General features: G+C 36.7%; 27 protein-coding genes and 1 tRNA gene. 27 read left to right on the top strand and 1 reads right to left on the bottom strand.

Annotated features, from left to right (window positions below; translation table 11 throughout):
- Window positions 1-57 precede the first annotated feature (57 nt).
- From KJS37_RS00260 to KJS37_RS00140, 26 genes are all read left to right on the top strand, one after another.
- Window positions 58-1,275, top strand: a complete 1,218-nt coding sequence (locus KJS37_RS00260; protein ID WP_213495372.1) for an aminoacyltransferase — start codon at window positions 58-60, stop codon at window positions 1,273-1,275.
- On the top strand, window positions 1,275-2,321 hold the full coding sequence (locus KJS37_RS00255; protein WP_213495370.1) for a peptidoglycan bridge formation glycyltransferase FemA/FemB family protein: 1,047 nt from the start codon (window positions 1,275-1,277) through the stop codon (window positions 2,319-2,321). Before KJS37_RS00260 ends, KJS37_RS00255 begins: the two co-directional genes overlap by 1 nt.
- A gap of 99 nt (window positions 2,322-2,420) precedes the next feature.
- Window positions 2,421-3,401 carry an NAD(P)/FAD-dependent oxidoreductase gene (locus KJS37_RS00250; protein ID WP_213495368.1) on the top strand — a complete coding sequence of 327 codons (981 nt, stop codon included), beginning with the start codon at window positions 2,421-2,423 and terminating at the stop codon, window positions 3,399-3,401.
- Window positions 3,402-3,461: 60 nt separating this feature from the next.
- Window positions 3,462-4,016 carry a CvpA family protein gene (locus KJS37_RS00245; protein ID WP_017369015.1) on the top strand — a complete coding sequence of 185 codons (555 nt, stop codon included), beginning with the start codon at window positions 3,462-3,464 and terminating at the stop codon, window positions 4,014-4,016.
- Between the two features lie 5 nt (window positions 4,017-4,021).
- A complete protein-coding gene (locus tag KJS37_RS00240; protein WP_213495366.1) occupies window positions 4,022-6,358 on the top strand; it encodes an endonuclease MutS2 in 2,337 nt (778 codons plus the stop codon).
- 86 nt (window positions 6,359-6,444) lie between these two features.
- On the top strand, window positions 6,445-6,759 hold the full coding sequence (trxA, locus tag KJS37_RS00235; RefSeq protein WP_017369017.1) for a thioredoxin: 315 nt from the start codon (window positions 6,445-6,447) through the stop codon (window positions 6,757-6,759).
- 197 nt (window positions 6,760-6,956) lie between these two features.
- On the top strand, window positions 6,957-7,160 hold the full coding sequence (locus tag KJS37_RS00230) for a DUF2969 domain-containing protein (RefSeq protein ID WP_004258597.1): 204 nt from the start codon (window positions 6,957-6,959) through the stop codon (window positions 7,158-7,160).
- 89 nt (window positions 7,161-7,249) lie between these two features.
- A tRNA-Gln gene (locus KJS37_RS00225) sits at window positions 7,250-7,321 on the top strand.
- Window positions 7,322-7,381: 60 nt separating this feature from the next.
- Window positions 7,382-8,551 carry a peptidoglycan bridge formation glycyltransferase FemA/FemB family protein gene (locus KJS37_RS00220; protein WP_213495364.1) on the top strand — a complete coding sequence of 390 codons (1,170 nt, stop codon included), beginning with the start codon at window positions 7,382-7,384 and terminating at the stop codon, window positions 8,549-8,551.
- 119 nt (window positions 8,552-8,670) lie between these two features.
- The gene (gene rsmH, locus KJS37_RS00215; RefSeq protein ID WP_213495362.1) at window positions 8,671-9,612 is read left to right on the top strand and encodes a 16S rRNA (cytosine(1402)-N(4))-methyltransferase RsmH; all 942 of its coding nucleotides are present in this window, start codon (window positions 8,671-8,673) and stop codon (window positions 9,610-9,612) included.
- A 32-nt stretch (window positions 9,613-9,644) separates the two neighbouring features.
- A complete protein-coding gene (locus KJS37_RS00210; RefSeq protein ID WP_017369020.1) occupies window positions 9,645-10,025 on the top strand; it encodes a cell division protein FtsL in 381 nt (126 codons plus the stop codon).
- The gene (locus tag KJS37_RS00205; RefSeq protein ID WP_213495359.1) at window positions 10,022-12,316 is read left to right on the top strand and encodes a penicillin-binding transpeptidase domain-containing protein; all 2,295 of its coding nucleotides are present in this window, start codon (window positions 10,022-10,024) and stop codon (window positions 12,314-12,316) included. The genes KJS37_RS00210 and KJS37_RS00205 overlap by 4 nt, the downstream gene beginning before the upstream one ends.
- A gap of 87 nt (window positions 12,317-12,403) precedes the next feature.
- Window positions 12,404-13,396 (top strand): phospho-N-acetylmuramoyl-pentapeptide-transferase, encoded by a 993-nt coding sequence (gene mraY / locus KJS37_RS00200; protein WP_017369022.1) that lies wholly within the window; start codon window positions 12,404-12,406, stop codon window positions 13,394-13,396.
- Window positions 13,397-13,620: 224 nt separating this feature from the next.
- Window positions 13,621-14,274, top strand: coding sequence for a GTP pyrophosphokinase (locus tag KJS37_RS00195; RefSeq protein ID WP_017369023.1), 654 nt, complete (start codon window positions 13,621-13,623; stop codon window positions 14,272-14,274).
- Entirely contained in the window at window positions 14,274-14,669 is a 396-nt protein-coding gene (locus KJS37_RS00190) for a response regulator transcription factor (protein WP_017369024.1), read from the top strand. Before KJS37_RS00195 ends, KJS37_RS00190 begins: the two co-directional genes overlap by 1 nt.
- Before the next feature lie 9 nt (window positions 14,670-14,678).
- The gene (locus tag KJS37_RS00185) at window positions 14,679-16,064 is read left to right on the top strand and encodes a sensor histidine kinase (RefSeq protein WP_017369025.1); all 1,386 of its coding nucleotides are present in this window, start codon (window positions 14,679-14,681) and stop codon (window positions 16,062-16,064) included.
- A gap of 93 nt (window positions 16,065-16,157) precedes the next feature.
- Window positions 16,158-16,508: a 50S ribosomal protein L19 gene (rplS, locus tag KJS37_RS00180; RefSeq protein ID WP_004258564.1), complete on the top strand. Its 351-nt coding sequence runs from the start codon at window positions 16,158-16,160 to the stop codon at window positions 16,506-16,508.
- 184 nt (window positions 16,509-16,692) lie between these two features.
- On the top strand, window positions 16,693-16,824 hold the full coding sequence (locus KJS37_RS10440; protein WP_275692269.1) for a hypothetical protein: 132 nt from the start codon (window positions 16,693-16,695) through the stop codon (window positions 16,822-16,824).
- Between the two features lie 146 nt (window positions 16,825-16,970).
- Window positions 16,971-17,207: a hypothetical protein gene (locus KJS37_RS00175; protein WP_026063781.1), complete on the top strand. Its 237-nt coding sequence runs from the start codon at window positions 16,971-16,973 to the stop codon at window positions 17,205-17,207.
- Window positions 17,208-17,604: 397 nt separating this feature from the next.
- Window positions 17,605-17,982 (top strand): ArsC/Spx/MgsR family protein, encoded by a 378-nt coding sequence (locus tag KJS37_RS00170; RefSeq protein ID WP_213495357.1) that lies wholly within the window; start codon window positions 17,605-17,607, stop codon window positions 17,980-17,982.
- A gap of 475 nt (window positions 17,983-18,457) precedes the next feature.
- Window positions 18,458-19,030: a hypothetical protein gene (locus tag KJS37_RS00165; protein WP_165711312.1), complete on the top strand. Its 573-nt coding sequence runs from the start codon at window positions 18,458-18,460 to the stop codon at window positions 19,028-19,030.
- A gap of 192 nt (window positions 19,031-19,222) precedes the next feature.
- Window positions 19,223-19,735 (top strand): VOC family protein, encoded by a 513-nt coding sequence (locus tag KJS37_RS00160; RefSeq protein WP_185767509.1) that lies wholly within the window; start codon window positions 19,223-19,225, stop codon window positions 19,733-19,735.
- Window positions 19,736-19,770: 35 nt separating this feature from the next.
- The gene (locus KJS37_RS00155) at window positions 19,771-20,724 is read left to right on the top strand and encodes an alpha/beta hydrolase (protein ID WP_213495355.1); all 954 of its coding nucleotides are present in this window, start codon (window positions 19,771-19,773) and stop codon (window positions 20,722-20,724) included.
- Window positions 20,725-20,876: 152 nt separating this feature from the next.
- On the top strand, window positions 20,877-21,605 hold the full coding sequence (locus KJS37_RS00150) for a MurR/RpiR family transcriptional regulator (protein ID WP_165711310.1): 729 nt from the start codon (window positions 20,877-20,879) through the stop codon (window positions 21,603-21,605).
- A gap of 105 nt (window positions 21,606-21,710) precedes the next feature.
- Window positions 21,711-23,762, top strand: coding sequence for a maltose/glucose-specific PTS transporter subunit IIBC (gene malX / locus KJS37_RS00145; RefSeq protein WP_213495734.1), 2,052 nt, complete (start codon window positions 21,711-21,713; stop codon window positions 23,760-23,762).
- 49 nt (window positions 23,763-23,811) lie between these two features.
- The gene (locus KJS37_RS00140; protein ID WP_213495353.1) at window positions 23,812-24,981 is read left to right on the top strand and encodes a MalY/PatB family protein; all 1,170 of its coding nucleotides are present in this window, start codon (window positions 23,812-23,814) and stop codon (window positions 24,979-24,981) included.
- 48 nt (window positions 24,982-25,029) lie between these two features.
- Here KJS37_RS00140 and KJS37_RS00135 read toward each other — a convergent pair whose 3' ends face one another.
- Window positions 25,030-25,560 carry a TetR/AcrR family transcriptional regulator gene (locus KJS37_RS00135; protein WP_017369034.1) on the bottom strand — a complete coding sequence of 177 codons (531 nt, stop codon included), beginning with the start codon at window positions 25,558-25,560 and terminating at the stop codon, window positions 25,030-25,032.
- A 188-nt stretch (window positions 25,561-25,748) separates the two neighbouring features.
- Here KJS37_RS00135 and KJS37_RS00130 point away from each other — a divergent pair, with 188 nt between their 5' ends.
- Window positions 25,749-26,087, top strand: a complete 339-nt coding sequence (locus KJS37_RS00130) for a metal-sulfur cluster assembly factor (protein WP_017369035.1) — start codon at window positions 25,749-25,751, stop codon at window positions 26,085-26,087.
- Window positions 26,088-26,173: the final 86 nt, after the last annotated feature.

The following is a 26,173-nucleotide window of genomic DNA, read 5'->3' as shown; positions in this document are numbered from 1 at the left end:
AATATTCAGTCTTTTTTGCTATAATAAATAAAATCACTAAAGAAATAAGGATATGTTTTGAATTATAAATTAAGAGAAATTTCAGCTGAAGAATTCGCTCAATTCAATGAAAATGTAAGCCAAGGTAGTTTTTTACAAACTCCTGAAATGGCAGAGCTAATGATGGCAAATGGCTGGGAAGTAACTTTATTGGCTGTCCAATCAGATAAAATCGAAATGGCCGCTCTTTTAGGCGCAAAAAATATGACTGGAGGAAAACATTACGAAATCCAGTATGGCCCAATTTACCAAGAGTACCAAGAAGATGTAGAAAAGTTTTTCTACAAAGAATTACGTCAGTTTGTTAAAGACCATGGTGGCTTGGAACTTTTAGTCATTCCCAATACAAACTACCAGGAGTTTGACAGTACAGGCAATGCACTGACAGATGAAAACAAGCAGTTTATTCAATCAATGCAGGAGTTAAACTACAAACATACGGGCTTAGAAGTTGGTTACAACAAACGTGGCGAGTCTACATGGCACTATGTGAAAGATCTTTCTGATATAGCAGATGATAAAAAACTTTTAAAATCTTATACGAAAGATGGGCAATATTCTGTCAAAAAAACACAGCAGTTTGGAATTCGAGTGCGTCCTTTAGCTTATGAGGAACTGGATAAGTTCAAAAAGATTACTTCGGAAACGTCGGAACGCCGTGGGTACGATGATCATGATTTGCCTTATTATCAAAGTCTTTATAAAACTTTTGGTGATAAAGTAGAGTTTTTAGTGGCTGAGATTAACTTCGCAGACTATGAAGCGGCAATTTTAGCTCAAATGGATAAACTTTCTGGACAGATTGAAAAAACGAAAAAAGAAGGTAAACGCAAAGAGTTAGAAAGCCAGCTAGAAACTCAAAAAGTTCGTTTAGCAGAAGCGCGTGAATTTATTGCTCAACATGGCCGAGAAGATATTATCTTAGCGGGATCGCTCTTTATCTACGGTGCAAGTGAAACCATCTATCTGTTTAGTGGTTCGTACGAAGCCTTTAAGAAATTATATGCACCTTTTGCTATTCAGCATTACGTGATGAAAAAAACCTTAGATAAAGGTGTGAAAAGCTATAACTTCTTTGGAGTGGCTGGAACTTTTGACGGTACAGATGGCGTTCTGCACTTCAAACAGAATTTTGCAGGTTATGTTGTACGTAAAGTTGGTTATTTCAATTATTATCCCAAACCATTTAAACATAAAGTTTTGAGCATGGTAAAAACACTATTAGGTAGAAAATAATGGAATTCTTAGAAATCTCACAAGAACAATTTGCAGCTTTTGCAGCTGAAAAAACCGAGTCATTTTTACAAACTCCACAAATGGCAGAAATGTTAGAAAAACGTGGTTATAAACCGATTTTCCTAGCTGTAAAAGTCAATGACCAGATTAAAATGGCAGCACTTATGACTTCTGTTTCTGTTTCAGGTGGAGCAAAGTTAGAAATTAACTTTGGACCCATTGGTAACTTCGATCAGATGGTCTTTAACTGCTTTATTCAAGAATTGAAAAAATATGCGAAAAATCAGCAAGCTCTAGAAGTGAAGATACGTCCAGCTGTTGACTATATGGTTTATGACAGCAAAGGTCAAGAACTTCAAGAAGCTAATGAGTCTTTCATTTCAGAAATGAAAAAGCTTGGCTTAACTTACAATGGTCGACATGTGGGTTATGAAGAGCAGGATGCCGTTGCCGAATGGCAATACATCAAAGATCTTTCTGAAATACACAGTGAAGAAGAACTTCTCAAGAGTTACAACTCTAACGCAAAACGTAACGTTAAAAAAGCGACAAAAAATGAAGCTACAGTTAAGGTAGCGACTTATGAAGAACTCTTTGAAGTGGAACGTTTGATTGGTAACACAGGTGAAAAGCGTCATTTTGCAACCAAAGATTTGGCCTATTATCAAGAGCTTTATAAGGCTTTTGGCAATAAAATCGAATTTTTGATTACTTATAAAGATGAAGTGGCAATTGCAGCTGGTGTCTTTATTGAAGTCAATCAAGAATTTCTTTACCTTTATGGTGGATCTGACGGCGCTTATGGCAAGTTAGGTGGCCCTTTCCTTATGCAGCATACAGCCATGCTTCATGCAATTGAGCGTCAGATGAAAACCTATAATTTTTATGGTATCTCAGGAAACTTTGATGGCAGTGATGGCGTGTTAAAATTTAAGCAAAATTTTGGGGGCTATATCACACAAAAAGTAGGGGAATTCTCTTATTATCCACAGCCTGTAAAATACAAACTTATTCAAGGTATGAAAAAAATATTAGGGCGTGTTTAATTTAAAAACTGACGAATTAATTTCGTTGGTTTTTTTCTATAGAACATGAATGAAATTTAAAATGTAAAAAACTTTTGACAATTTTGCTATAATGAAGGCATGGAAACTTTATATGATTTAACAATTATCGGTGCTGGCCCTGTTGGGTTGTACGCCGGGTTTTACGCTGGGATGCGTGGAATGACTGTCAAGATAATCGAAGCTCTTGAAGAAGCTGGTGGTCAACCTCAAACGCTTTATCCAGATAAAATGATATATGATATAGCAGGTTTACCGGAGATTTCAGGAGCAGATCTAACGGCTAATCTTTTAGCACAACTTGCACGTGTACCACATGAACTGTATTTAGATGAAAAAGTTGAAAATATTAGTCAAGAAGTCGAAGATAAACATTTTGTACTGCAAACAAGTAAAAGGATACATCATTCAAAAGCGGTATTGTTAACAACAGGCTCTGGCTTACTTAGTCCGCGTAAGCTCAATCTTGAGCAAGAAGAAGAACTTCACGCATTAGGAAGACTAAATTACTTTATTCAAAATTTAGAAGAATATCGTGAAAAAGAAGTTGCGGTTCTTGGGGGTGGAGACAGTGCCTTGGATTGGGCCCTTATGTTGGAAAAAGTTGCCAGCAAAGTTCATCTCATTCATCGTCGTCCTTCTTTCCGAGCCCATGCTTTAACAGTAGCAGAGCTGGAACAATCAACCGTTGAAATACATACACCTTATCTTCCTCAGGAGTTATCAACAGAAGGACTTAAGCTGCAACGGGTAAAATCAGAGGAGCTACACCATTTAGCAGTAGATAAAATATTAGTAAACTACGGAATGATGACAAATCATGTTGACTTAAATGAAGAACTCGAACTGAGCCGTAGAGGAAGAATAACAGCTAACCGCCAACAAGAGACAAATATTGCAGGACTCTATGTAGCAGGTGATGCTAGTGATTACGAAGGCAAAGCTCCCTTGATGTCAGTAGGTTTTGGAGAAGCTGTACTAGCAATCAACGATATGACACAGAAGCTTGAATTTAGCCATAGCTTACAAAAAGGACATTCTTCAAGCCTGTTTGGTAAATGAGGAGAAAATAAGGTATAATGGGTAGTAAACGAACGATTTACAGAAATTTAGGAAAACATTATGCTTATTAACTTACTTATCTTAATATTACTTATATGGGCCTTTCTGGTTGGCTACTCAAGAGGATTAGTCTTACAGGCTCTATATAGCTTGGGAATAATTATATCTGCAGTTATTGCTTTTTTAAATTATAAAGAGCTTGCTTCAAAATTAACAATGTGGGTACCTTTCTCTAGCGCTACAGCAGACTCACGTTTACTTTTTTTTGATAATAACTTGCTTTTCCAAATTGATGATGCTTTCTACGCTGGTCTTGCTTTTATGATTATTTTCATGGTTTCTTATGTGGTGATACGTTTAATTGGACTTTTTATCCACATCACACGTTTGCACCCCTTCGGAAATACTGGAAAGATTATTGCAGGTATCCTTGCGGTCGGAGCAACTTATTTTGGTATACAAATGGCCGTTACGCTACTTGCGCTTGTACCAATGCCCACTGTTCAAAACCATTTAAACGCTTCAGCCGTGGTGCGCTTAATGGTTAGCCATACTCCGATTTCTTCAGGAATGCTGAAAAATATATTTATTGAGAATATAATAGGTAATATTTAGAATTTATGAATAAAAAAATTATCCAAATTTTAGAATTTGACAAGGTCAAAGAGCAATTCTTGGCCTTTTTAACAACCGCCCAAGGTAAAAAAGAGTTGGAAGAACTAGAGCCGCTCTCAGATACCGACAAAATTCAAAACTTATTTGATGAATTAGCAGAGTTTGAAAAATTAGCCCAAGAAAATGGACAAATTCATCTTTCGAAAACAGCAGATATCAGTGAAATTTTACGCCGCTTAGAGTTAGATGCTCAATTGAGTGGGCGAGAGTTTGTTGAAATAAAAAAAGTTGTCCAACAGGGGCTTAATATTCTGCGTTATTTTGACGAAGCAGAAAATGTTGAAATACCAACACTTGAGGAACTCATCCAAAAATTCTCAGACCTTTCTCCTGTACATAAAACACTTGAAATTTTTGATAACTCTGGTTCACTTTATGATAATGCATCTGCTGAACTTATGCACATTCGTTCAGCCATTAAGCGCTATCAGTCAGATATTAAAAAGGTGATGCAGGAACTCTTGTCTAAAAATGCTGCTTCTCTCACTGAAAATTTAATCACGGTGCGTAATGATCGCCAAGTCTTGCCTGTGCGTGCAGACAGTAAAAATAAAATAGCTGGTGTAGTACACGATATGTCTGCCTCAGGGCAAACGCTCTATATTGAACCCAATGCTGCTGTTTCGCTTAACAATCATTTAAATCAAAAGAAAATCGAAGAAAAAAATGAAATGATTCGAATTTTTCGGGCTGTCAGTGAAGAACTTAAACCCTATAGTTTGGATATCCGGCAGAATGCGTGGTTACAAGGCCACCTCGACTTGATTAGAGCCAAGTATAACTACTTATTGAAGCATAAGGCCAGTATTCCTGAGTTGACCCAAAACAAAGATATTTGTTTTTATGATGCACGCCATCCCTTGATTGATCCAAAAGTAGTTGTGGCCAATGATATCAAATTTGATAATAGTTTAAACACGATTGTAATTACGGGGCCAAATACTGGGGGTAAAACAATTACCTTAAAAACTGTGGGCTTACTCACTATTATAGCTCAATCTGGCTTGCCTATTCTCACAAGTGCAGGCAGTCGTGCACATGTTTTTCATGAGATTTTTGCGGATATTGGGGATGAACAATCCATCGAGCAAAGTCTCTCGACTTTCTCCAGCCATATGACAAATATTGTTTCTATTCTAGACAAGGCGGATCAAAATTCATTGGTACTCTTTGACGAGCTTGGCGCAGGTACGGACCCTAAGGAAGGGGCCGCATTAGCTATTGCTATTTTAGAATATTTGCGTGGTAAAAACGTGAAAACTATGGCGAGCACACACTATCCAGAACTTAAAGCATATGGTGTCGAAACACCTGAAGTCCTTAATGCGAGCATGGAGTTTGATATTGACAAAATGCAGCCTGTTTTCCGACTGCAGCTGGGTGTACCAGGTCGTTCAAATGCTTTAGAAATTTCACGGCGTTTAGGTTTGTCAGACCAAATCATTCAAGAGGCTAGTAATATGGTTTCTGATGAAGAACATGATGTCAATCATATGATTGCAAGCTTAGAAGAAAAAACGCGTGAAGTAACAGAAGCAGCTGCAAATATTAAGAAGTTAGAGCGAGAAAATATAAATCTTCATAAAGACTTAACCAAGGTTTATAATCAAATTAATCGAGAGCGCGAGATTGAACTAGAAAAAGCAAAACAAGAAGCCCAAGTAGTCGTGAAAAAGGCAAGTCAAGAAGCTCAAGAAATTCTCAAAACATTGAATGATAAAGCACAGCTTAAACCTCACGAAATCATTGCAGCCCGTAGTGAGCTTGAAAATCTAGTTCCATCTGTTGATTACAGTAAAAACAAAGTTTTAAAGAAAGCCAAGGCACAGCGCGGATTGAAACAGGGGGCTGAAGTTTTGGTAACAGCATATGGGCAACGCGGAAAACTTATTCGTCTGGAAAAAGATGGACGTTGGCAAGTGCAGATGGGATCAATAATGACCAAACTGCAAGAAGATGAATTTGAGTTAACAGAGGAAGAAATTGCTAGAAACCAACCTGCAAAAACTAAATCAGTAACTCGGAAAGTCAGCAATAAAGTTAAAGCACAGCTTGATTTACGTGGTATGAGATACGAAGAAGCAGAGTTAGAGCTGGACAACTATATTGATCAGGCTCTGCTTGCCAATTTACTGCAAATCACAATTGTTCATGGTATAGGAACGGGCGTGATTCGTGAAATGGTCCAAAAGAAGCTACAGAAACATCGTCATATTAAGAGTTATGAGTATGCTCCTATGAATGCTGGTGGCAGTGGTGCAACAATTGCAACCTTGAAATGACTCAAAATATAAAAACAATCATAATATTTGTAAAGTAGCTAAAAATTCGCTAGAATGTACTCATAATAAAGAACGAGGAACGAAAAATGGAATATAACATTACTGATGCTACATTTAAAGAAGAAATTAAAGAGGGACTTGTACTTGTAGATTTTTGGGCAACTTGGTGTGGCCCTTGTCGTATGCAAGCGCCAATTCTTGAACAATTGGGAGAAGAGCTTGATGAGTCTGAACTCAAAATTTGTAAGTTAGACGTTGACGAAAATCCTGCAACACCACAAGCGTTTGGTGTTATGAGTATTCCAACTTTAATTTTCTTTAAAGATGGTCAAATGGTGAAACAAGTTGTCGGTGTTCAAACAAAAGCACAACTGAAGGCAATCGTTGCGGAACTTTCATAAGAAATAAAAAAAGAATGCCTGTATGGGTATTTCTTTTTTTTGTTTCAAATTATTTGAGAAGTTTGACAATAAGATGCATTGCATTTGAAAAGGAATATACATACAAGGAAAAACAGCGTGACAAAAACTCGGCAAAATGGTATCATTGAAAAGTTGAGATGAAAATCTCTAGATATGAAGGATAAAGGAGACTGATGATGTCTAAGAAAAAAGATACAGAAATTGAAGTTATTGACACAAAAACAGGTGTTCAAGTCAAATCAGGCAAAAAAATCATCGCTGATATTAATGAAGAAAATGGTAGTTTTGTTGTGGTTGCTTCTGGTAAAGAACTTGCTGTTACTCGTAATTTTGCGGATGCTATGGAAGAAGCAATCAAAGCCTATAACTTAGGTGCTTAATTTTATATTTTATCTTGGAGGATAGAGTTAATCCTTGAAATCTTTTCATGATTTTGATAAAATATTTACTGTTGTCGAAAGATAGACAGTGGGGTATAGCCAAGCGGTAAGGCAAGGGACTTTGACTCCCTCATGCGTTGGTTCGAATCCAGCTACCCCAGTTGGTCAAACAGGTTCAAACTGAGCCTGTTTTTTTTAATAATTTTTGATAGAATAGAGATATGTACACAGTAAAAATTGGACTCGATCCTCATCTACATGACAAGTTTGTTGCTGCCTCTGGCATGCCAAACCTTTTACAAACCTCAAAATGGGGGACAATCAAAAGCAGTTGGAAATCAGAAATCATCGGATTTTATCAAGACGATAAGCTCGTTGCAAGTTGCTTGGTCTTAATTCGTCCACTTCCCTTGGGATTCACAATGCTTTATATTCCACGTGGAATTTTGATGGATTATACAGATAAAGCTTTATTAAAGTTTGTTCTGTTAGAATTGAAAAAATTTGGTAAAAGTCAAAAAGCACTTTTTATCAAGTTTGATCCTGCTTATAAATTTGACGATGCATATGATCTTCTGACAAATTTAACAAGTGCTGGTGTTGAGTATACTGGACGTACTACAGAAATGCATGATACGATTCAGCCTCGTTACAATGCTGTCATTTATAAAGAAGATTTTGCAGAAGAAAATCTAGATAAAAAAACACGTCAATTTATTCGTAAAGCACGTAATTCTTACCCAGAAGTAACTTTTGGTGGAAAGGAGTTAGTTCCTGTTTTTGCTGAATTGATGAAGAAGACAGAAGCACGTAAAAATGTAAGTCTTCGTAATGCTGATTATTATACAAAACTTTTGGACACTTATGGCTCAGATGCTTTTATTACCTTAGTAAAATTTAATATGGCTAAAGTAAAAAAAGATATGGAAGCTAATGTTGAAAAGATTAAAGATAATCAAGCAAAAGCCAAAAATGAAAAACGCTTAAAAACTTTAACTGAAGAACTTGCTATTGCTGAGAAAAACGTTGCGGATATTACGCAGTTTATCGCAGAAAAAGGAGAGATTATTCCGGTAGCAGGAACTTTATCTATCAATGCTTTTGGCGCTGCTGAAACCCTTTATGCTGGGACAGATACAGCATTCCAAAAATACTATCCCTCTTATTTAGTATGGCTTGAAACGATTCAACATGCTTTTGAAAATGGAGCAAAGACCTTGAATATGGGTGGGCTTGAAAATTCCCTTTCAGAGAACGATGGATTATTGAAGTTTAAAAAGCACTTTAATCCACGGATTGAAGAATATGTAGGTGAATTTGATCTCGCTGTAAGTAAACTTCTCTATAAAATGGCTAATGCCATGTATATGCGTCGAAAAACTAAACATTGAGAACAAGAGAAAAAAAGTTTACAATATATTGTAAACCACTATACATTTTTGAGAAAAATGTTATAATGAATATTAGCTATTAGGGAAGGATGGCGTTTTTCGCCTGTAAACTTGTAAACATGGAATTCAAGCATGATACTGTAATGCTACACGAAACTGTTGATATGCTTGAGGTGAAACCTGATGGCATCTATGTGGATGCAACCCTTGGTGGTGCAGGACACAGTGAATATCTATTGAGTAAGTTGACAACAGGTCATCTCTACTCGTTTGATCAAGATGATACTGCCCACGAGAATGCAAAGGTTCGCCTTAAAGCAGCTTTGGCAGAAGACAAGGTGACATTGATAAAGAGTAACTTCCGCTACTTACGTTCAAGTCTTGCAGACTTAGGGGTTACAAAAATTGATGGTATTCTTTATGACTTAGGTGTGTCGAGCCCACAGTTTGATGACAGCCAACGTGGTTTCTCCTATAAGAAAGAAGCACGTTTAGACATGAGAATGGATCAATCTCAAGCACTTTCTGCATATGAAGTTGTAAATGACTATCCTTATGAGGATTTGGTCCGTATCTTTTACCGCTATGGCGAAGAAAAATTTTCAAAGCAAATTGCTAGAAAAATTGAGCAAGCACGTAAGCTTGGACCAATTGAAAAGACAACAGAGCTGGCAGACATCATTAAGTCAGCACTTCCGCAAAAAGAGCTTAAGAAAAAAGGCCATCCCGCGAAGCGTATTTTTCAAGCTATCCGAATCGAAGTAAATGACGAACTTGGAGCAGCTGAAGAATCAATAGAAGAAGCAATTGATTTGCTAAATATTTCTGGACGTATCAGTGTGATTACTTTCCACTCTTTAGAAGATCGTTTAACCAAAACGATTTTTAAAGAATACAGCACAGTTGATGTGCCGAAAGGACTTCCTATGATTCCAAAAGATATGGAAGCAAAGCTGAAGTTAGTCAATCGTAAGCCTGTTCTTGCGAGTGAAGAAGAACTTGCTTTTAACAACAGAGCGCACAGTGCCAAACTTCGTGTGGCCGAAAAACAAAAAGATTAAAACTGATGAAAAAGGAGAGAAGGGAGAAAAATATGGCAGCGCAACCTAAAGAATATTTTGATATTGAAACAGCAGCCAAAAAAGATAGCTATGCAATTTCAAAAGACTCATTAGCACCAGAAGTTTTGGCTAAAAAGTTCAAAAAGTTTTCTGGAGTTGAAAAAGTATTCTATCTTTCGATGGTCGTTGTAGCGTTGATGCTTGCGGTTACCCAACTCTTCATTCAAACAAAAACACAGGAAATTGAAAGTAGTACATTGCACCATAACAGTGAAATTACTGTTAAAGAGCAAAAAAATTCTGAGTATGACCAGAAAATTCAGGAGTTAACATCCCAAGACAAATTACAAAAAGTTACGGATAAGTATGGTATCTCTTATAATTCTGATAATGTATTGAAAGCGACAAAATGAAAAATATTTTTCGAATAATTACTCTCCCTTTCAGACGTATTTCGAAAAAAGCGAAAAAAAGTCATCAAAGACCTGAACAAAATCGTAAACGTGTAGGTAAAAGTCTATTTGTAGTAGCTATTGCTCTGTTTGCGATTTTTATATTTCGCTTTGTCTGGATTATTACAGTGAATCAAATCGGTGGTGTGAACATCTCCGAAATGGCTAAGACAAACTATTTAAACACAACAACTGTGTATGCTAAACGAGGCACGATTTTCGACCGGAATGGTGTGCCACTTGCAGTTGATGCAAGTGATTACACGATTTATGCTGTACTCGACAAGACACAAGTTGATAATAACAACAATAAGCTTTATGTTGATGAGGCTGACTTTCCAAAAGTTACAGAATTTCTTAATAAAGAGTTAAAAATTGACAAGGATTTGATTGAGCAACAACTCAATTCTGGAAAAGCTCAAGTCCAATTTGGCTCGGCAGGAACAAAGATTCCTCTCGCTAAGATGGAAAAGATAAAAAAAGATGCAGAGAATGCTGGCTTAGTAGGAATTGGCTTCACACCTAACTTGACACGTTCTTATCCAGAACCAAATTATGCTTCACAATTTGTAGGTATAGCCTCTTTGAAAACACCAGGTGATTCTGCCTCAGGTTTAGTTGGAATCAATGGGCTAGAAGCATCATTTAATGATATACTTAGCGGTACAAATGGTGAGGAAACTTATGAGAAAGACCGTTATGGTCGTCCGTTACCTGGTACAACAACTGTAAGTAAACAAGTAAAAAATGGTCAAGATCTTTATACAACTTTAGATGCCCGTTTACAAGGGAATCTTGAATCACTCATGAATACAGCTGTAGAAAAGTCTGGTGGTCAGCAACTTTCTGCCACACTGATGGATGCACACACAGGTGACATCTTGGCTACCACACAGCGTCCAACAATTACTGCTGATAACTTTAATGATAAAGCAGCACGCGAACAGCCACATTTCACAGAGAACAGCATGCTTTACCAGTCACAATTTGAGCCTGGATCTGTTATGAAAACTTTCCTGATGGCTTCAGCTTTGGATAGCAATAAAGTAGACTTGAATGCCTCTTACTACCGCCGTGTCAATCTCTATGATGTCGTCATTAATGACTGGGATGCTAATGAAAGCGAAGATGGGACTTTTAAACTTCCATCAACAGTTACTTTTGCTCAAGGATTCATGATGTCCAGTAATGCTGGAATGACACGGATTGTTCAAAATATGGGGAGTGATCTCTGGGACAGCTACTTACGCCGATTTAAGTTCGGTGTTCCAACCCGTATTGGGATGGGGGGAGAACAGTTTGGTGCTCTTCCTGACGATAACCCAGTATCTCAAATCCAGTCTTCATTTGGACAAGGTATCAGTACGACACAAATTCAACTGCTACGTGGTTGGACAAGCTTTGCGAATAAGGGTGAAATGCTTGAACCTCACGTTGTGAGTAAGATTGTAGATAAAGATAAAAATACTTATCTTGAAAGTCAGGCGGAAGTTGTTGGCCGTCCAGTTTCCGAAGATGCAATAAATAAAACGAAGGAACTGATGGTAGGTGTTAATACTGATCCAACATGGGGAACATCTTATCTGACAGTGGAATCGCAAGGGCATGAACCTGGTCCGCTCTTCATGGTTAACGGAAAGACAATGGCAGTCAAAACAGGTACAGCACAGATTGCGGCAGATACAGGGGGCTACATGAAGGGGATGCAGGATAATATTTATTCTGCAGTAGCCATGTACCCACCAGAAAATCCAGATTTTATTTTCTATATGAACATCAAAATTCCAGCAAGCACTTGGTCACTGACTTATATCTCAGACGTTGCTAACCCTTTAATTACACGCGCAGAGCAAATCAAGAACCAAGAAGCATCACCGCAAGATACGTCAGGATTGAAAGCTGGAAAAGTTACTCTCGAAGATTACGAAGGTAAGGCTCCAGGTAATGTTTCAGATAGTTTACGTCGTAATCTTTTAGCACCGATTGTGATTGGTCAAGGTACAAAGGTAACCAAACAATCTGTGGCAAAGGGGCAAGAAGTGGGGGCAAACACCCCTGTCATGCTTCTTACTGATGGCGATCATATCATGCCAGATATGTTTAAATGGTCTAAAGAACAAGTTGAACAACTCGCAAAATGGTACAATCTGAAAATTGAATATCAAGGTTCTGGCGACCATGTGAACACACAAAGTGTGGGAATGGGAACCAAGCTTAAAGACAATCAAACAATCACAGTCACAATGAATTAGGCGAAAATTTTCGCCTCTTTCAATTTTGAGCTGAGTAAGCTCTATAAATAAAGGAAACAAAGTTTCTAAGTAACAGTCGGAGGCACTATGTTAATCACTGCATTTTTAGCAGCTCTAGTCGCGTTGGTTTTGACCGCAATTGGAATACCACGCTTTATTATGTTTTTTCATAAGAAAAAACTTGGGGGACAACCCACTCTTGAAGAAGTAAAACAACATGCAAGTAAGTCAGGCACACCAACCATGGGAGGTCTCGTATTTGTAGTTGCTGCCCTCCTAGTTTCAGCGGTATTTGCTCTGATTTTTGCACAATTTACTCCTATGTTCATCACAGCATGGTGGGTATTAGCGATGTACTCTCTGATTGGTTTCTTAGATGACTTCATGAAAATCTTTAGCCAAAAAAATCATGGCGGGCTTAAAGCCAGTCATAAACTCTTAGCCCAAATAGCCACAGGTATTGTTTCTTATCTTATCCTGATGCAGGTGGATAGTACAAATGTACTTAATATCTTGGGTTGGAAAATTGATTTAGGCTGGTTCTTTGCAGTTTTCATTATCTTCTGGCTTGTAGGTTGGTCAAATGCCGTGAATCTTACAGATGGTATTGATGGCTTAGCCAGTATCACAGTGGCTATCTCTCTCAGCGCATATGCTGTAATTGCAGCTGCTCAAGGACGATATGATGTCCTACTGATCATTCTATCTGTCATTGGTGGTTTGATTGCTTTCTTTTTCTTCAACCACAAACCAGCAAAAATCTTTATGGGGGATGTGGGAAGCCTTGGCTTAGGAGGTTTTATCGCCATCGTTTCAATTCTTTTACATGTCGAATGGACGCTCCTTTTGATTGGCTTTATTTATATCTTAGAAACCGTTTCTGTTATGATGCAGGTTTCGTACTTTAAAGTAACACATGGTAAACGTATTTTTCGTATGACGCCGATTCACCATCATTTTGAGCTTGGTGGATTCTCTGGTAAAGGAAAAGGTTGGAGTGAGTGGAAGATTGATATTGTCTTTTGGTGTGTCACAGCACTTTTGTCTATCTTAGCTTTAGTCATTTATTTTAATATATAAAAAGAGGGAGAATTTCCTCTTTTTTTGTTCGCAATTTAAGTTGAGTACACTTTAAGATTGTAATTGTATAATTTTAATTATTTTAAAAAAGGAGTTGGCCTCCTTTCGATTTATTTGTAACTACGAGTGGGCGGATAAAATGAAGTAGTTTCTAAAGCTGATAAAATTTGCAGCCTTTGGTATAATAGACATATGTGAAAACTCTTTCAAGAATGGAAATGAATATGAATAAAGAAATAAAAACGACCCGCTTTGAAGTTGAAGAGTTTGAGAAACTCAAGCGAAATTTGGTGAAATATGAATGTGCTTTGGCAGTCATCATGACAGAGCTTTCTAATCTTAATGCTTATTACAATGCTTATGAACCTGTTAACCCGATAGAACATATTAAGCAAAGAATTAAATCGCCAGAAAGTATTGCAGGCAAGTTGAAGAAAAAAGCCTTACCTGTAACGGCAGAAGCAGCTGAAAAAAATCTTTCAGATATAGCCGGTGTAAGAATTATATGTGCTTATGCTAAAAATATTTATGAAATCGTAGAAATCATTAAAAATCAAGAAGCTTTCAATGTGATCAGTGAAAAAGATTATCTTAATCATCCGAAGCCGAGTGGTTATCGTTCTTATCATATGATACTAGAAGTTAATCTCGGCCCGCTTTTTAATAATGAAGCTCGTCGTGTCGAGATACAATTGCGCACTTCTGCAATGGACTTTTGGGCGACATTGGAACATAAGGTCCGCTACAAATACGGCGGTGAAATGCCAGATCACTTAAGTAATGAATTGCAAGTATGTGCTGAGCAGATTCACGCATTAGATAATCGGATGTATTTGATTCATGAACTTGTAGATATGATTAATGAGGAGGAAATATAATGAGTAAAACAATATATATTGCGGATGATGATGATAATATTCGTTTAGCCATCAAAGCTTTTTTGGAAAAAGAAGATTTTAAAGTAGAGGATTTTCCTACTGGTGATGAGCTCTTAGAGCGTTTTAATGAAGAGCCAAGTGATTTTGTAATTTTAGATGTGATGATGCCTGGCTCTAACGGATTTACAATCTTGAAAGCCCTACGTGCACAAAGTATCGTACCCATTATTATGTTGACAGCTCGAGACAGTGATTTAGACTATGCGACAGGATTGGATTTGGGCAGTGATGACTACTTTACTAAACCGTTCAGCCCAATGGAATTGGTGATGCGTGTTAAAGCTATTTTCCGTCGAATCGAGTTTGAAAAACAAAAAAATGAAGAAGCAGAGTAAGGAGCAATGATGATTAGGAGAAAACCTCTCAGCATCAAGACGCGCTTGCTTCTGACAAATATTGGTTTTGTCTTTTTTGCTTTTCTGTGGATTATCCTCATTTTTAATATCTTGATAAATAGCTATATTAGCAATTCAGCCTCTAGGCAGTTATCCCAAGTTAGGATTTATCAAGCACAAGTTACTCCACCCTCAGGAAGTTCCTCTGCGGACTTAGAAGATGCACCCCGTGGCAGCTTTAATACACACCCTGTTGCTTTTAATATCAATGATAATTATGAAGTACAGGATTTGGAAAAAGTTGGTAATTTTGAAAGAGATACAGCGAATAATATCGCTCAAGCCTTAAAAAATCAAAAAGTTTCACTAAGTAAGGTAAAAAATTATCGTCTGGATACTTCAGGAAGTACTTTTTATATTGAAACCATACGCCAAAGTTCTGGATTATATCAGGTTCTATATGTGGATATTACTGGGATTATTAATTTTACAAATTCAGTTAATTTGTTCCTAGTTTCTGTTGCTTTAGCTGTCATTGTTATTCTTAGTTTAGCTGTAACTTTTGTAACTCAGCGTTTGATTAAGCCATTATCCATTTTAGCGAAATTTGCGACACGTATTGGTCAAGGGGATTTTACTGAATATCAAGGAACATTTCAGGACCGTGAGTTGGCTACCCTAGCACATAATATGAATGTCGCTGCAAGACAGCTGGATAATAACGATAAAAACCAAAAACTTTTCTTTCAAAATGCATCGCATGAACTTCGGACACCTTTAATGGCAATAAAAAGCTATGCAGAAGGGATTTCTTACGAGGTGATGGATCCTAAAAAGGCAAGTGAGACAATCCTTTATGAAACAGACCGGATGAGTGAGCTAGTGGAAGATTTACTGACTCTCTCAAGGTTAGATAGTCTAAGTGTGCATCAAGAACTTGTTTATCAAGATGTTCGTTTAATTATGAAAGATATTGCCAAGGAGCAAGAGATATTTGCTGAACAAAAAGGTATTAAAATTACAACAGTTTTTGATAAAAAAGCGGTGATGCTTACTTGTGATTATAAAGCTTTACGACGAGCAATAAGTAATCTAGTTTCCAATGCAATGCGGTACGTGGAAACAGAAATCGTACTTACCTGTACAAAAAAAGATGGTGCAGTGGTGATTTCGGTTGCTAATGATGGGAGTGGAATTGATCCAGAGACTTTGCCACATATCTTCGAGCGTTTCTATAAAGGAGCTGGAGGTGTTCATGGAATTGGTTTAGCGATTGTCCAAACGATAGTTGAACAACACCAGGGGCAAGTGTCTGTTACAAGTGATGAACAGCAAACTATTTTTACAATGACTTTTGCTAAAACTCCAAAGAAAGCTCTTGAAAAGACAGCATAAATTTGGTAGAATGTTATAAGTGCCAATTTGGCATAAATAAAACTGTTTATCCGCTGGGCCAATGGCTTTATTGATGAGCAAAAGGAGAAAAAAATGTCTATTTCATTGATCGATTCTATCAATGCAGGTCAACTTCGTTCAGATATCCCTGAATTCCGCGCTGGAGACACTGTACGTGTTCACGCTAAAGTTGTCGAAGGAACTCGCGAACGTATCCAAATGTTCGAAGGTGTCGTTATTGCACGTAAAGGTTCTGGTATCTCAGAAACTTACACTGTTCGTAAAATCTCAAACGGTGTTGGTGTAGAACGTATCTTCCCACTTCACACTCCACGTGTTGAAAAAATCGAAGTTATCCGTCACGGTCGTGTGCGTCGTGCTAAACTTTACTACTTGCGTGCATTGCAAGGTAAAGCGGCTCGTATCCCAGAACGTCGTAAATAATTTTGACTTGTCTAACCGCTCTGTTGAGCGGTTTTTCTTTTTTAAAAATAGTAAAAAAAATGAATTTTATGCTATAATATGCATTGCCTCTATTGGTATTAAGCCTTAATATTTATGAGAAGCAAGCAGACGAAGCTATTTAAGGATATTAAGAATTAAACTATCTGCAGGAATAACAAAGGAGATGCGTATGCGAAAAAATAAAGATAAAGAATGGTTATCAGGCCCAGGACTTGTCGTCCTAGTTATTATGTCGCCAATAGTAGTAATACTTGCTGTGCAAGCCTTAACAGCAGTTTATACAGTTTTACATTAATCTTTAACTTTCTAAACAGTGGTAAAAGAAGCTTGAAAATAATGAAAATGGATGTTATGATACTCCTACAAGGGGTCATATACTTTATTTCTTTGGATTCGGAATAAATGTGACCTATAAAAGAATTAAGAAACTTTGGAGAAAAAATTAGTTTGGAAAATATTAGCTCACGTCTACAAGAAATTTGGAACAGTGCACCAGAAAATTTTTGGTTGTCTTTAATTATTTTGCTCATTGCAATTCTCATCTTCTTTTTGCCTGTCAAAATTGCCAGTTCACGTGGATTATCTGGTGGGCAAATATTCGGTGTTTTTTTGGCCACTCTATTTGGTTTCTGGTTTCTAGGTTTAATTTTGGCACTCGTCTTACCCCGTTCAGTTTAAACAGTTTTATTGTCTGAATATATTTTATTTTGAATACATGTCTAGACCATTTGTTTTAAAATAGAACATATATTGGTAATGAAGACATCTAAACGTATTTTAAGGGCTCTGGAGCCCTTATTTTTATGGAGAAATTTAGGAATGTGCTATATAAATCATTTAAAAATTTGTTTAGAATTTTAAAACTGCTTATTTTTTTGATATTGATTATTCATTATCATGCTATACTAATATCTGTCCTAAAAAACAGTATCAGAAAATAATAATTTTGTTTGAGGGTTGTTATAGTGATGCCTTAACTTTTCTATCTCCAGATCAGGGTTGAAGCTTTTTATTATTAAAGATAGTGTTGCAGGAAATAATATAATATTTAGTATTAAGAAATGACATATTAAAAATGATAAGATTTTATTATGAGAATAGCAATTCTTCAAGTAAAAAAGCACTTGAATGGTTCGAGAGCAAGCAAATCAATTGCTCGCCAAAAAGAATTCGCTATATATCAAGAGACGATTTGCTCTTAGCGCTAGCTTTGTCTAACAAGGGATTTGCAGATATTTTAAAATCAAATGGAAAAATTGGCTTTGAATCTGAAAAGTTGATGAAAGAAATTAAAAATATGAAATTCAATGACAGTATTAATTTTATTTTAGGGCATACCGAAGTTCTGAAAACCCCTATCATCATTGATGATCATAAATTAATGACAGGTTTTAATCCAGAAGAGATAAGAAAGTTTATTCCTCAGTCCTATCGTAGATTGAGCATGGTTTAAAAATCGGTTTGATAGGCATACATCCTAAAGAATCAAAGATAGAATCATTATGTTGATAAAGTTAGAGTGTTTTTACAACAGTTATTTTTAACATTTTAAACAAATACATGCTTTGCTAATAAATAAAGATAGCAAGTGTTATAATGAATTTAGGCCTCATCACAGGGGATCAAGGTCAGCAAGCTCCCATCTCTTTTTAATATATAAAGTAGTCTTCACTTTGTATCGGGGGCTTTTTTAGTATTCTAAAATATGTTAGTCAACTATTTCTTTTTAGTAAATAGAGTGATAGAGTAAGCAAGGACGATTATGGCTGATGTTCCAGAGGGGAAGTTTTTATTTTTCTTCTTTTGAAAAAAATCCTAGAAAAATTCTTAATTGGATACAGTGATATTTTCATCGAAAAAAGGAAGCGTTTTCTTGAAAGGTATACCTGTCTATGTTACAATGTAGAAAAAGAAAAGCGAGGTATATTATGAATAAGAAACTTCTCTCATTGTTAGCAGTATCAACTCTATCATTAGGTGTTTTGACAGCTTGTGGATCTGGTGAAAAAAAATCAGAAGAAACAAAAACAGAACAGTCTGCTGAAGTGTTTGCTGGGGCAACTGCAGGTACAGATAACTTTGATACCCTTTCTAAGGGACTTTCTAAGGATGGTGCTTGGATTGCTGCAATTAGTAAGGACTTAGACGCATCGGATAAAACCTTGAATGTTGAAGGGGACTTTAAAAATAAAGAAGGGGAAGAAGCACGTAAATTAGCACTTTATACACAAGATGCAGACCGCAAGGTTACCGATCGCTATACCCTCACTGTACAAAAACTTGAAGTTAATTCTCCACAATTCTATATTTCAAATGGTACAGTTAAAGGAGATGTTGAAGTGAATGCTGAAGGCTTCCACGGTCAAACCGGAAAAGGTGTTGATGGAGAGGCAATGATTGATGGAAATCTTATCTTTAAAAATCAAGAATTGATGGATGCATATAACAAACTCCCTAGCGAAGAACAAGTTAAAGTAACTGGTGAGACTACTGTTAAATAAAAAAAGGGGGGATCATCCTCCTTTTTTATTTCCCTAACATAAACTTCTCAAATAAGCATGAAAATATTTTCCGATACCAATTTCTTGTTTTGCCCAGCTTAAAATTATAAAATGTTATTAAAATAATATTCAGAAAATTAACGTAGTCCTAGAATTATATCCTTTGATAATAAATTCAGAAAGGAGTTAATGATGATGGGGATTTTAACAGTGATAAAGAACCGACTTTTGTATAACAAATTAAGAAAATCACTTGAGGGATTGAACCCTTATTTAGCATTCGATAATACGAAAGAAGCGCTCCAATACTATGAAGAAGTTTTCGGTGCTTGTAACATTATGCGAGTACCACTTCACAGTGATTTAGCGGAATCATTTGGTATAGATGAAGCAACACTTTCAGAGAAGACAGTACATTCGCAGTTTAATATTTTAGGTAAGACGATTATGGCAGCTGATAATTTTCGAAAAAAGAATACGTCTTGTACTGATTTGCCTATTCTACTCGATCTTCCTGCTGAAGATGGTCGGGAGATAGAGCGCGCGAAAGAATTTTGGAATAAACTTGTAGCTTCAAATAAAGTAATCGTTCATTCACCTTTTGAAAAACAATTCTGGGGTGGGATGTCCGGACATTTCACAGATCAATACGGAGTCTCATGGTTACTGTACGTTCAACCTTACAATAAAAAAGCAATTTTTTAATAAATGATAATAAAAAGTACTTTTGGAGGTATAAAATGGTAAAAAGAATTTCCTTAGAATCAGCTGCACTAGAATTTAGTGAAGCAAATGCACCCCATCCTCGTATTTATGAACTTCCGGTAGAAGAGGGAAGAAGTTTATTAAATGAAGTTCAGGATTCTCCAGTCGCAAAGGAAGACGTTGATATTGAGGATGTTGTTGTTGATACAGGAGAATGGGGAAAAATTAATGTACGATTCATCCGTCCTCTCAAACAAGATAAAAAATTACCAGTTATATTTTATATCCACGGTGCCGGATGGGTTTTTGGTAATGCACATACACATGATAAACTAATTCGTGAGCTCGCTGTACGGACCAACTCCGTTGTGGTTTTTCCTGAATACTCTCTGTCACCCGAAGCCAAATACCCAACAGCAATTGAACAAAACTATGCTGTCCTACAGCAACTAAAAGATTTTTCTAACGATAAGAAATTTGATGTAAATCATCTTACTGTAGCTGGGGATTCTGTTGGTGGAAATATGGCCACTGTGATGACGATCATGACTAAACAAAGCGGTGGTCAAAAGATTGGACAACAAGTTTTGTATTATCCTGTAACAGATGCTAGGTTTGATACGAGTTCTTATAATGAATTTTCAGAAAATTACTTTTTAACTAAAGAAGGAATGATTTGGTTTTGGGATCAATATACGACCAGTAAAGAAGACCGTAAACAAATCACAGCTTCGCCGCTTCGTTCAACAAAAGAAGATTTGGAAGACTTGCCTGCTGCTCTGATAATTACTGGCGAAGCGGATGTTCTGCGAGATGAAGGAGAAGCCTACGCACGAAAGCTACGTGAAGCTGAAGTGGAAGTCACTCAAGTGCGTTTCCAAGCCATTATCCATGACTTTGTTATGGTGAATTCAATGAATGATACTCATGCGACACGTGCTGCGATGACCCTTTCCACTGAATGGATCAATGAAAAAAATAGCAAATAAGATAATGAAAGAAAAGAGTCTATCAAATAGGCTTTTTTTTGTGAAAAATTATTCTGATAAACTTAATTTATTAAAGCGCTTTTATTTTAAAAAGAAACTATGGTAGAATAAAAGATAAGATAAAGCCTTAAAAAGAGACAGAAGAGGGTAAAATGCTGAATTTTCAGGAACGCGTAAAAAATAAAGAAAATAAGTTGACAGAGTTAGAAGAAGACCTAGTAGAGTACATCTTAAAAAATAAAGAAGCAGTAAGTCAAACTAAGATAGTTCTCTTATCACAAAAATTTTACACGGTCCCCAACACGATTACACGGTTTTGTAAAAAATTGGGGTATGAAAATTTCTCTGAATTTAAGATTAACCTCAAACAAGAACTCACAACTCCTGAAAGTATGAGTGCGCATAAGCATATTCTCTTAAAAAACTTTGATTTGATCGATAAAGATAGAGAAATGAAGGTTGTACAGCTAATGCAAAGAGCGAAAAGTGTAAATTTTTATGCGCTAGATCAAACAGGACTTCTGACGAAGATGTATGTAAAAAGCCTCTTTGCTCTCGATGATAAATTTCAATTTTTTGAATATCAGCAGGAAATGAAAAAGAAGATTTTAAACTCGTCTCATGAAGTATTCTTTTTTGTTTCTTTATCTGGAGAGACACCTTCCGTTTTGGAATTAGCAGAACTGGCCAAGTCCAGAAAACACAAACTGGTTAGTCTTACCAATTTGACTGAAAATAGTTTAGCACAAATAGTCGATATTCCGCTCTATTGTTTAACAGAAAAAGAGGAAGTAAATGGCTATGACACGACAGATAAGACGCCTTTACTTTTGGTTCTGCAATCACTTTACTACAGTTATCGTGGAATTTTACACATTTAAAAAAATACTTTCAAATGAGAAGGTGTTTTTTTAGTAGTTTTCGTGAAAGCGTTTTACTTTGTGGTAATATTAACTTACAACAAAAATATAAAGGTAGGTTAAATGATGAATAACCAAAAAAACCTCTATTCTCCTTTTGAGGGAGAAATTATCCCATTACAGGATGTTAAGGATCCAATTTTTTCTGAAAAAACAATGGGAGATGGGTATGCTGTGGAACCAACTGGTGAAACAATTTATGCACCAGTTTCTGGTATAGTAAGAATGGTTCAAGGTCATGCTGCAGGATTTAGTACTGCAGATGATTTGCAAGTATTACTTCATATTGGGATTGATACAGTCAGTCTGGATAAGTCGGTATTTGAGTTCACTATCAAAGAAGAGGAGGCTGTTAAAGCGGGCCAAGTGATTGGGTGCGTGAATTGGAAAGCAGTTGAAGATGCTGGACTTGAAAAAACGGCAATCGTTGTTATTACAAATACAGCTGAAAAATTAAAAGATATGAGAATCAGTGCCTCAGGAAAAGTAAAAGGAGGAGTACCAATAGGAGAAGCTGTGGTAAAAGGTGCTGAAACAAAAACTAAAGTGCTACAACCTAAGAAAAAGAAAAAATTTGCCCTAGGCGGTTTCTTCCAAGAATTAGGTAAAACTTTTATGCTTCCTGTAGCCTTAATGGCTTTTATGGGACTTCTTTTAGGGCTAGGAAGTTCGTTTTCGAGTCAATCGACCATTGATGCTTTTCCTTTCTTAGGAAACGAAGTACTCCAAGTTGTCTTCCGTTTCTTTTCTGCTATTGGTGGTTTTGCCTTCAGTAACTTACCTGTGATGTTTGCTATGGCTATCCCCTTAGGTTTAGCCAAGAAAGAAAAAGGAGTTGCGGCTTTTTCAGGATTTGTTGGTTATATGGTCATGAATCTGTCTATTAACTTCTTTTTGACTGAACGTGGACAGCTTGCTGATCCTGAGCTCATGCAAAAAGCTGGCCAAGGCATGGCTCTTGGCGTACAAACTATCGAAATGGGTGTTCTTGGAGGTATCATTACTGGTATTATTGTTTACAATCTCCACAAGAAATTTTACAACATACAGTTATCAGACAGTTTTGCTTTCTTTGGGGGATCAAGGTTTGTACCAATTATTACTGCCTTAGTAATGGCTTTGGTAGGATTAGCTATCCCAGTCATTTGGCCACTTTTTGCTCTTCTTATCCAACAAGTGGGGAACTTGATTCAACGTTCAGGTATTTTCGGTCCATTTCTCTTTTTCTCTGGGGAACGTCTGCTTCTACCTTTTGGTTTGCATCACATTCTTGTTGCAACCATTCGCTTTACTCAAGCTGGTGGAACAGCACTAATTGATGGGCACGAAGTTTACGGTGCTTTAAACATTTTCTATGCGGAATTGGCAAATCGCTTACCAATTTCGGGCTCTGCGACAGCTTTCCTCTCGCAAGGAAAAATGCCAACGTTTATGTTTGGGCTTCCAGCCGCAGCGCTTGCCATGTATCGTACAGCAAAACCTGAAAATCGAGCAAAAGTCAAAGGACTTCTGATTTCTGGTGTGATTGCCACTTTTGTCACAGGGATAACAGAACCTATTGAGTTTCTCTTCTTGTTTATCAGTCCATTCCTTTGGATTTTCCACGTCATTATGACTGGTCTAGGAGCAATGGTCGTCAGCCTATTAGGTGTCAAAATCGGTAATACAGATGGCGGAGTTCTTGACTTCCTTATCTTTGGGGTAATGCAAGGTTCATATACACAATGGTTCTTGATCCCTCTAGTTGGTGCCTTTTGGTTCGCAGCTTACTATTTCACATTTAAAAAGGTTATTCTATGGAAAAACTTGAAAACACCAGGACGTGAAACTGTACTTGAGCCAGAATATTCAGATCAAGAGATAGCACATGGTGGCAATACGTCTGGATATAATGCCGAAGCAATCTTAGCTGCATTAGGTGGCAAAGAAAATATCGTCACACTCGACAACTGTATCACACGTCTTCGTTTGATTTTAAATAATGGTGAACTTGTCGAAGATGACAGACTCAAGGATTTGGGTGCTTTAGGAGTCGTACATTTAGATGATACGAGTGTTCAAGTTATTATTGGAACGAAAGTAACGACTGTCCGAAATGCATTGGACAATTTGATTTAGAAGGAGAACAGTAAAACAAGACAAAGGTCTTGTTTTACCATTTATTGATATGACAGAATTTGATAAAATTATCGATCGTAAAGGAACGTTTTGTACACAGTGGGATTTTGTAGAGGATCGTTTTGGTCAAAAAGATTTATTGCCTTTTACCATTTCGGATACTGATTTTGCTATCCCAGAGACAGTTAATCAGGCCTTACAAAAGAGAATTCAACATCCAATCTATGGATATACACGTTGGAATCACGAACATTTGAAATCAGCTGTCTCTGCTTGGTATCAAAAACAGTTTGATTTTACGATTGATGAGGAATGGATCTTGTACAGTCCAAGTGTGATTTACTCTCTTTCTCAGTTGATTGAAATTAAGTCTCAACCTCAAGAAGGTATTGTTGTCCAGACGCCAGCTTATGATGCTTTTTTTAAAACAATTACGGCAAATGATCGTTTGTACGTGGAAAATCCATTAATTTTCCATAATGGAAAGTATACGATTGATTTTATAGATTTAGAAGAAAAACTCGCTCACCCCAATAACAAAATTCTCCTTTTTTGCTCGCCCCATAATCCTACGGGACGCGTGTGGTCAAATGAGGAACTCCAGCGAGTGGTATTGCTTTGTCAAAAGTACGATGTTTTCTTGGTTTCAGATGAAATTCATATGGATATTTTACGCAAAGAGCAGCAGCAGCATCCAATTTTGAAATATGGTACAGAAAATATTGCTCTTTTAACATCTGCCAGCAAAACCTTTAATTTCCCAGGATTGATTTTTTCCTATTTATTAATTCCTAATGAGAATCTTCGTGAAGAATTTTGTGAACATTTAAAAGAAAAAGATGGGCTTTCCTCTTGCAGCATTTTAGGAATGGAAGCAACGATTGCAGCTTACCGGACATCGGATATATGGCTAAAAGAGCTGAATAGTTATTTGGATGATACTGTAGACTTCACACGCCGTTTTTTGCAAGAGCATTTGCCAAAGATAAAGCTTATCGAATCGGAAGCAACTTATCTTTTATGGCTTGATGTTTCAGAACAAGGTGTCTCCATGGATAAGTTACAGCAGGCTTTAATCAACGTAGGAAAGGTCGCTATTATGGATGGACAGGTATATGGTCGGGAAGGAAGCAACTTTCTCCGCCTAAATATTGGCTGTTCACGAGCCAAGGTAAAAGATGGACTTGAAAGACTTCTTAAAAGTATTCAATCCCTTTAAAAAAAATATCCAAACTCTATGTTTGGATATTTTTATTTGAATTACTAATCAGTTGATAAGCTTACTGAGTATATTTGTAATCTCTTCAGGAGTTTCTTTACGTTTGCGCCGAATCCATGCTTGTGTAAGGCCAAACATGGCATTAGCATAGTAAGTAGCAGCATAAATTTTACCTAAGCGACCGAGGTTATTTCTTCTTGAATCTCTTGGAATAATTGAGTTTTCAATCATGCTTTTTAACTTGGCTTGCATAAATTGATGGATTTCCTTGCTGCCGTTCTCAGAAAGCAGGGCTGCGTAGATTTCGTTATTATCTAAAAATTCGTAGGTCTCAAGCATTGTTTTTTGCAAGTCTCCATCATTTTTTTCAAAGACATATTGAATTGTGTTGATCAATGTTTTTTGATACTGATCAATCATCTCATATTTGTCTTGGTAATGCGTATAAAATCCGCTCCGACTAATCTTTGCAACTTTGACAAGCTCAGTGGTTGTAATTTGATCAAATGGCTTTTCATGTAAAAGTTGAGTCATTGCATCGCGAAGTCGCGCTTTTGTACGTTCTTTTCTATTCTCCACAGTGTATCCTTTTCCCTACACAGCAAGTGCTGTCTTAAAACTTTATATCACTATAATTATAACAATTTTTAGACGTTGTGTCTATAAAATGATTTATAAATTATCTTTTACTCTTCTCGTCAAATTTTTAAAAATATGGTAGAATAACATTGTCAAATAGATTTTACAATGAGAATGTGGAGAAATTTATGAGTGAAGAAAGCAAATATTCTGATACACAAATAGAAGAAATTAAAACAAAGATTTTAGCAGCCTTGGAGACTGTTATTGACCCTGAGCTAGGTATTGATATCATTAACTTGGGCTTGGTCTATGAAATTTCCTTTGAAGACAATGGGTTTACTGAAGTCAAAATGACACTGACAACAATGGGTTGTCCGCTAGCAGACGTGTTAACTGATCAAATTCATGATGCACTCAAAGAAGTTGAAGAAGTAACTGAAATCAAAGTCAATCTCGTCTGGTATCCAGCATGGACAGTAGATAAAATGAGCCGCTATGCGCGTATCGCTTTAGGGATTCGTTAAATAGCGGTATAACTGGCTTTTAGAGGGGTTTGATAGAAATATTAATCCTTTAAAAGTACATTTAGTACGGTATCTAAGCCATTTTT

It is taken from the genome of Lactococcus formosensis (assembly GCF_018403745.1).
Taxonomy (GTDB): domain Bacteria; phylum Bacillota; class Bacilli; order Lactobacillales; family Streptococcaceae; genus Lactococcus; species Lactococcus formosensis.
Note: the sequence above shows the minus strand (reverse complement) of the source record. Positions and strands in the feature narration are given on the sequence as shown.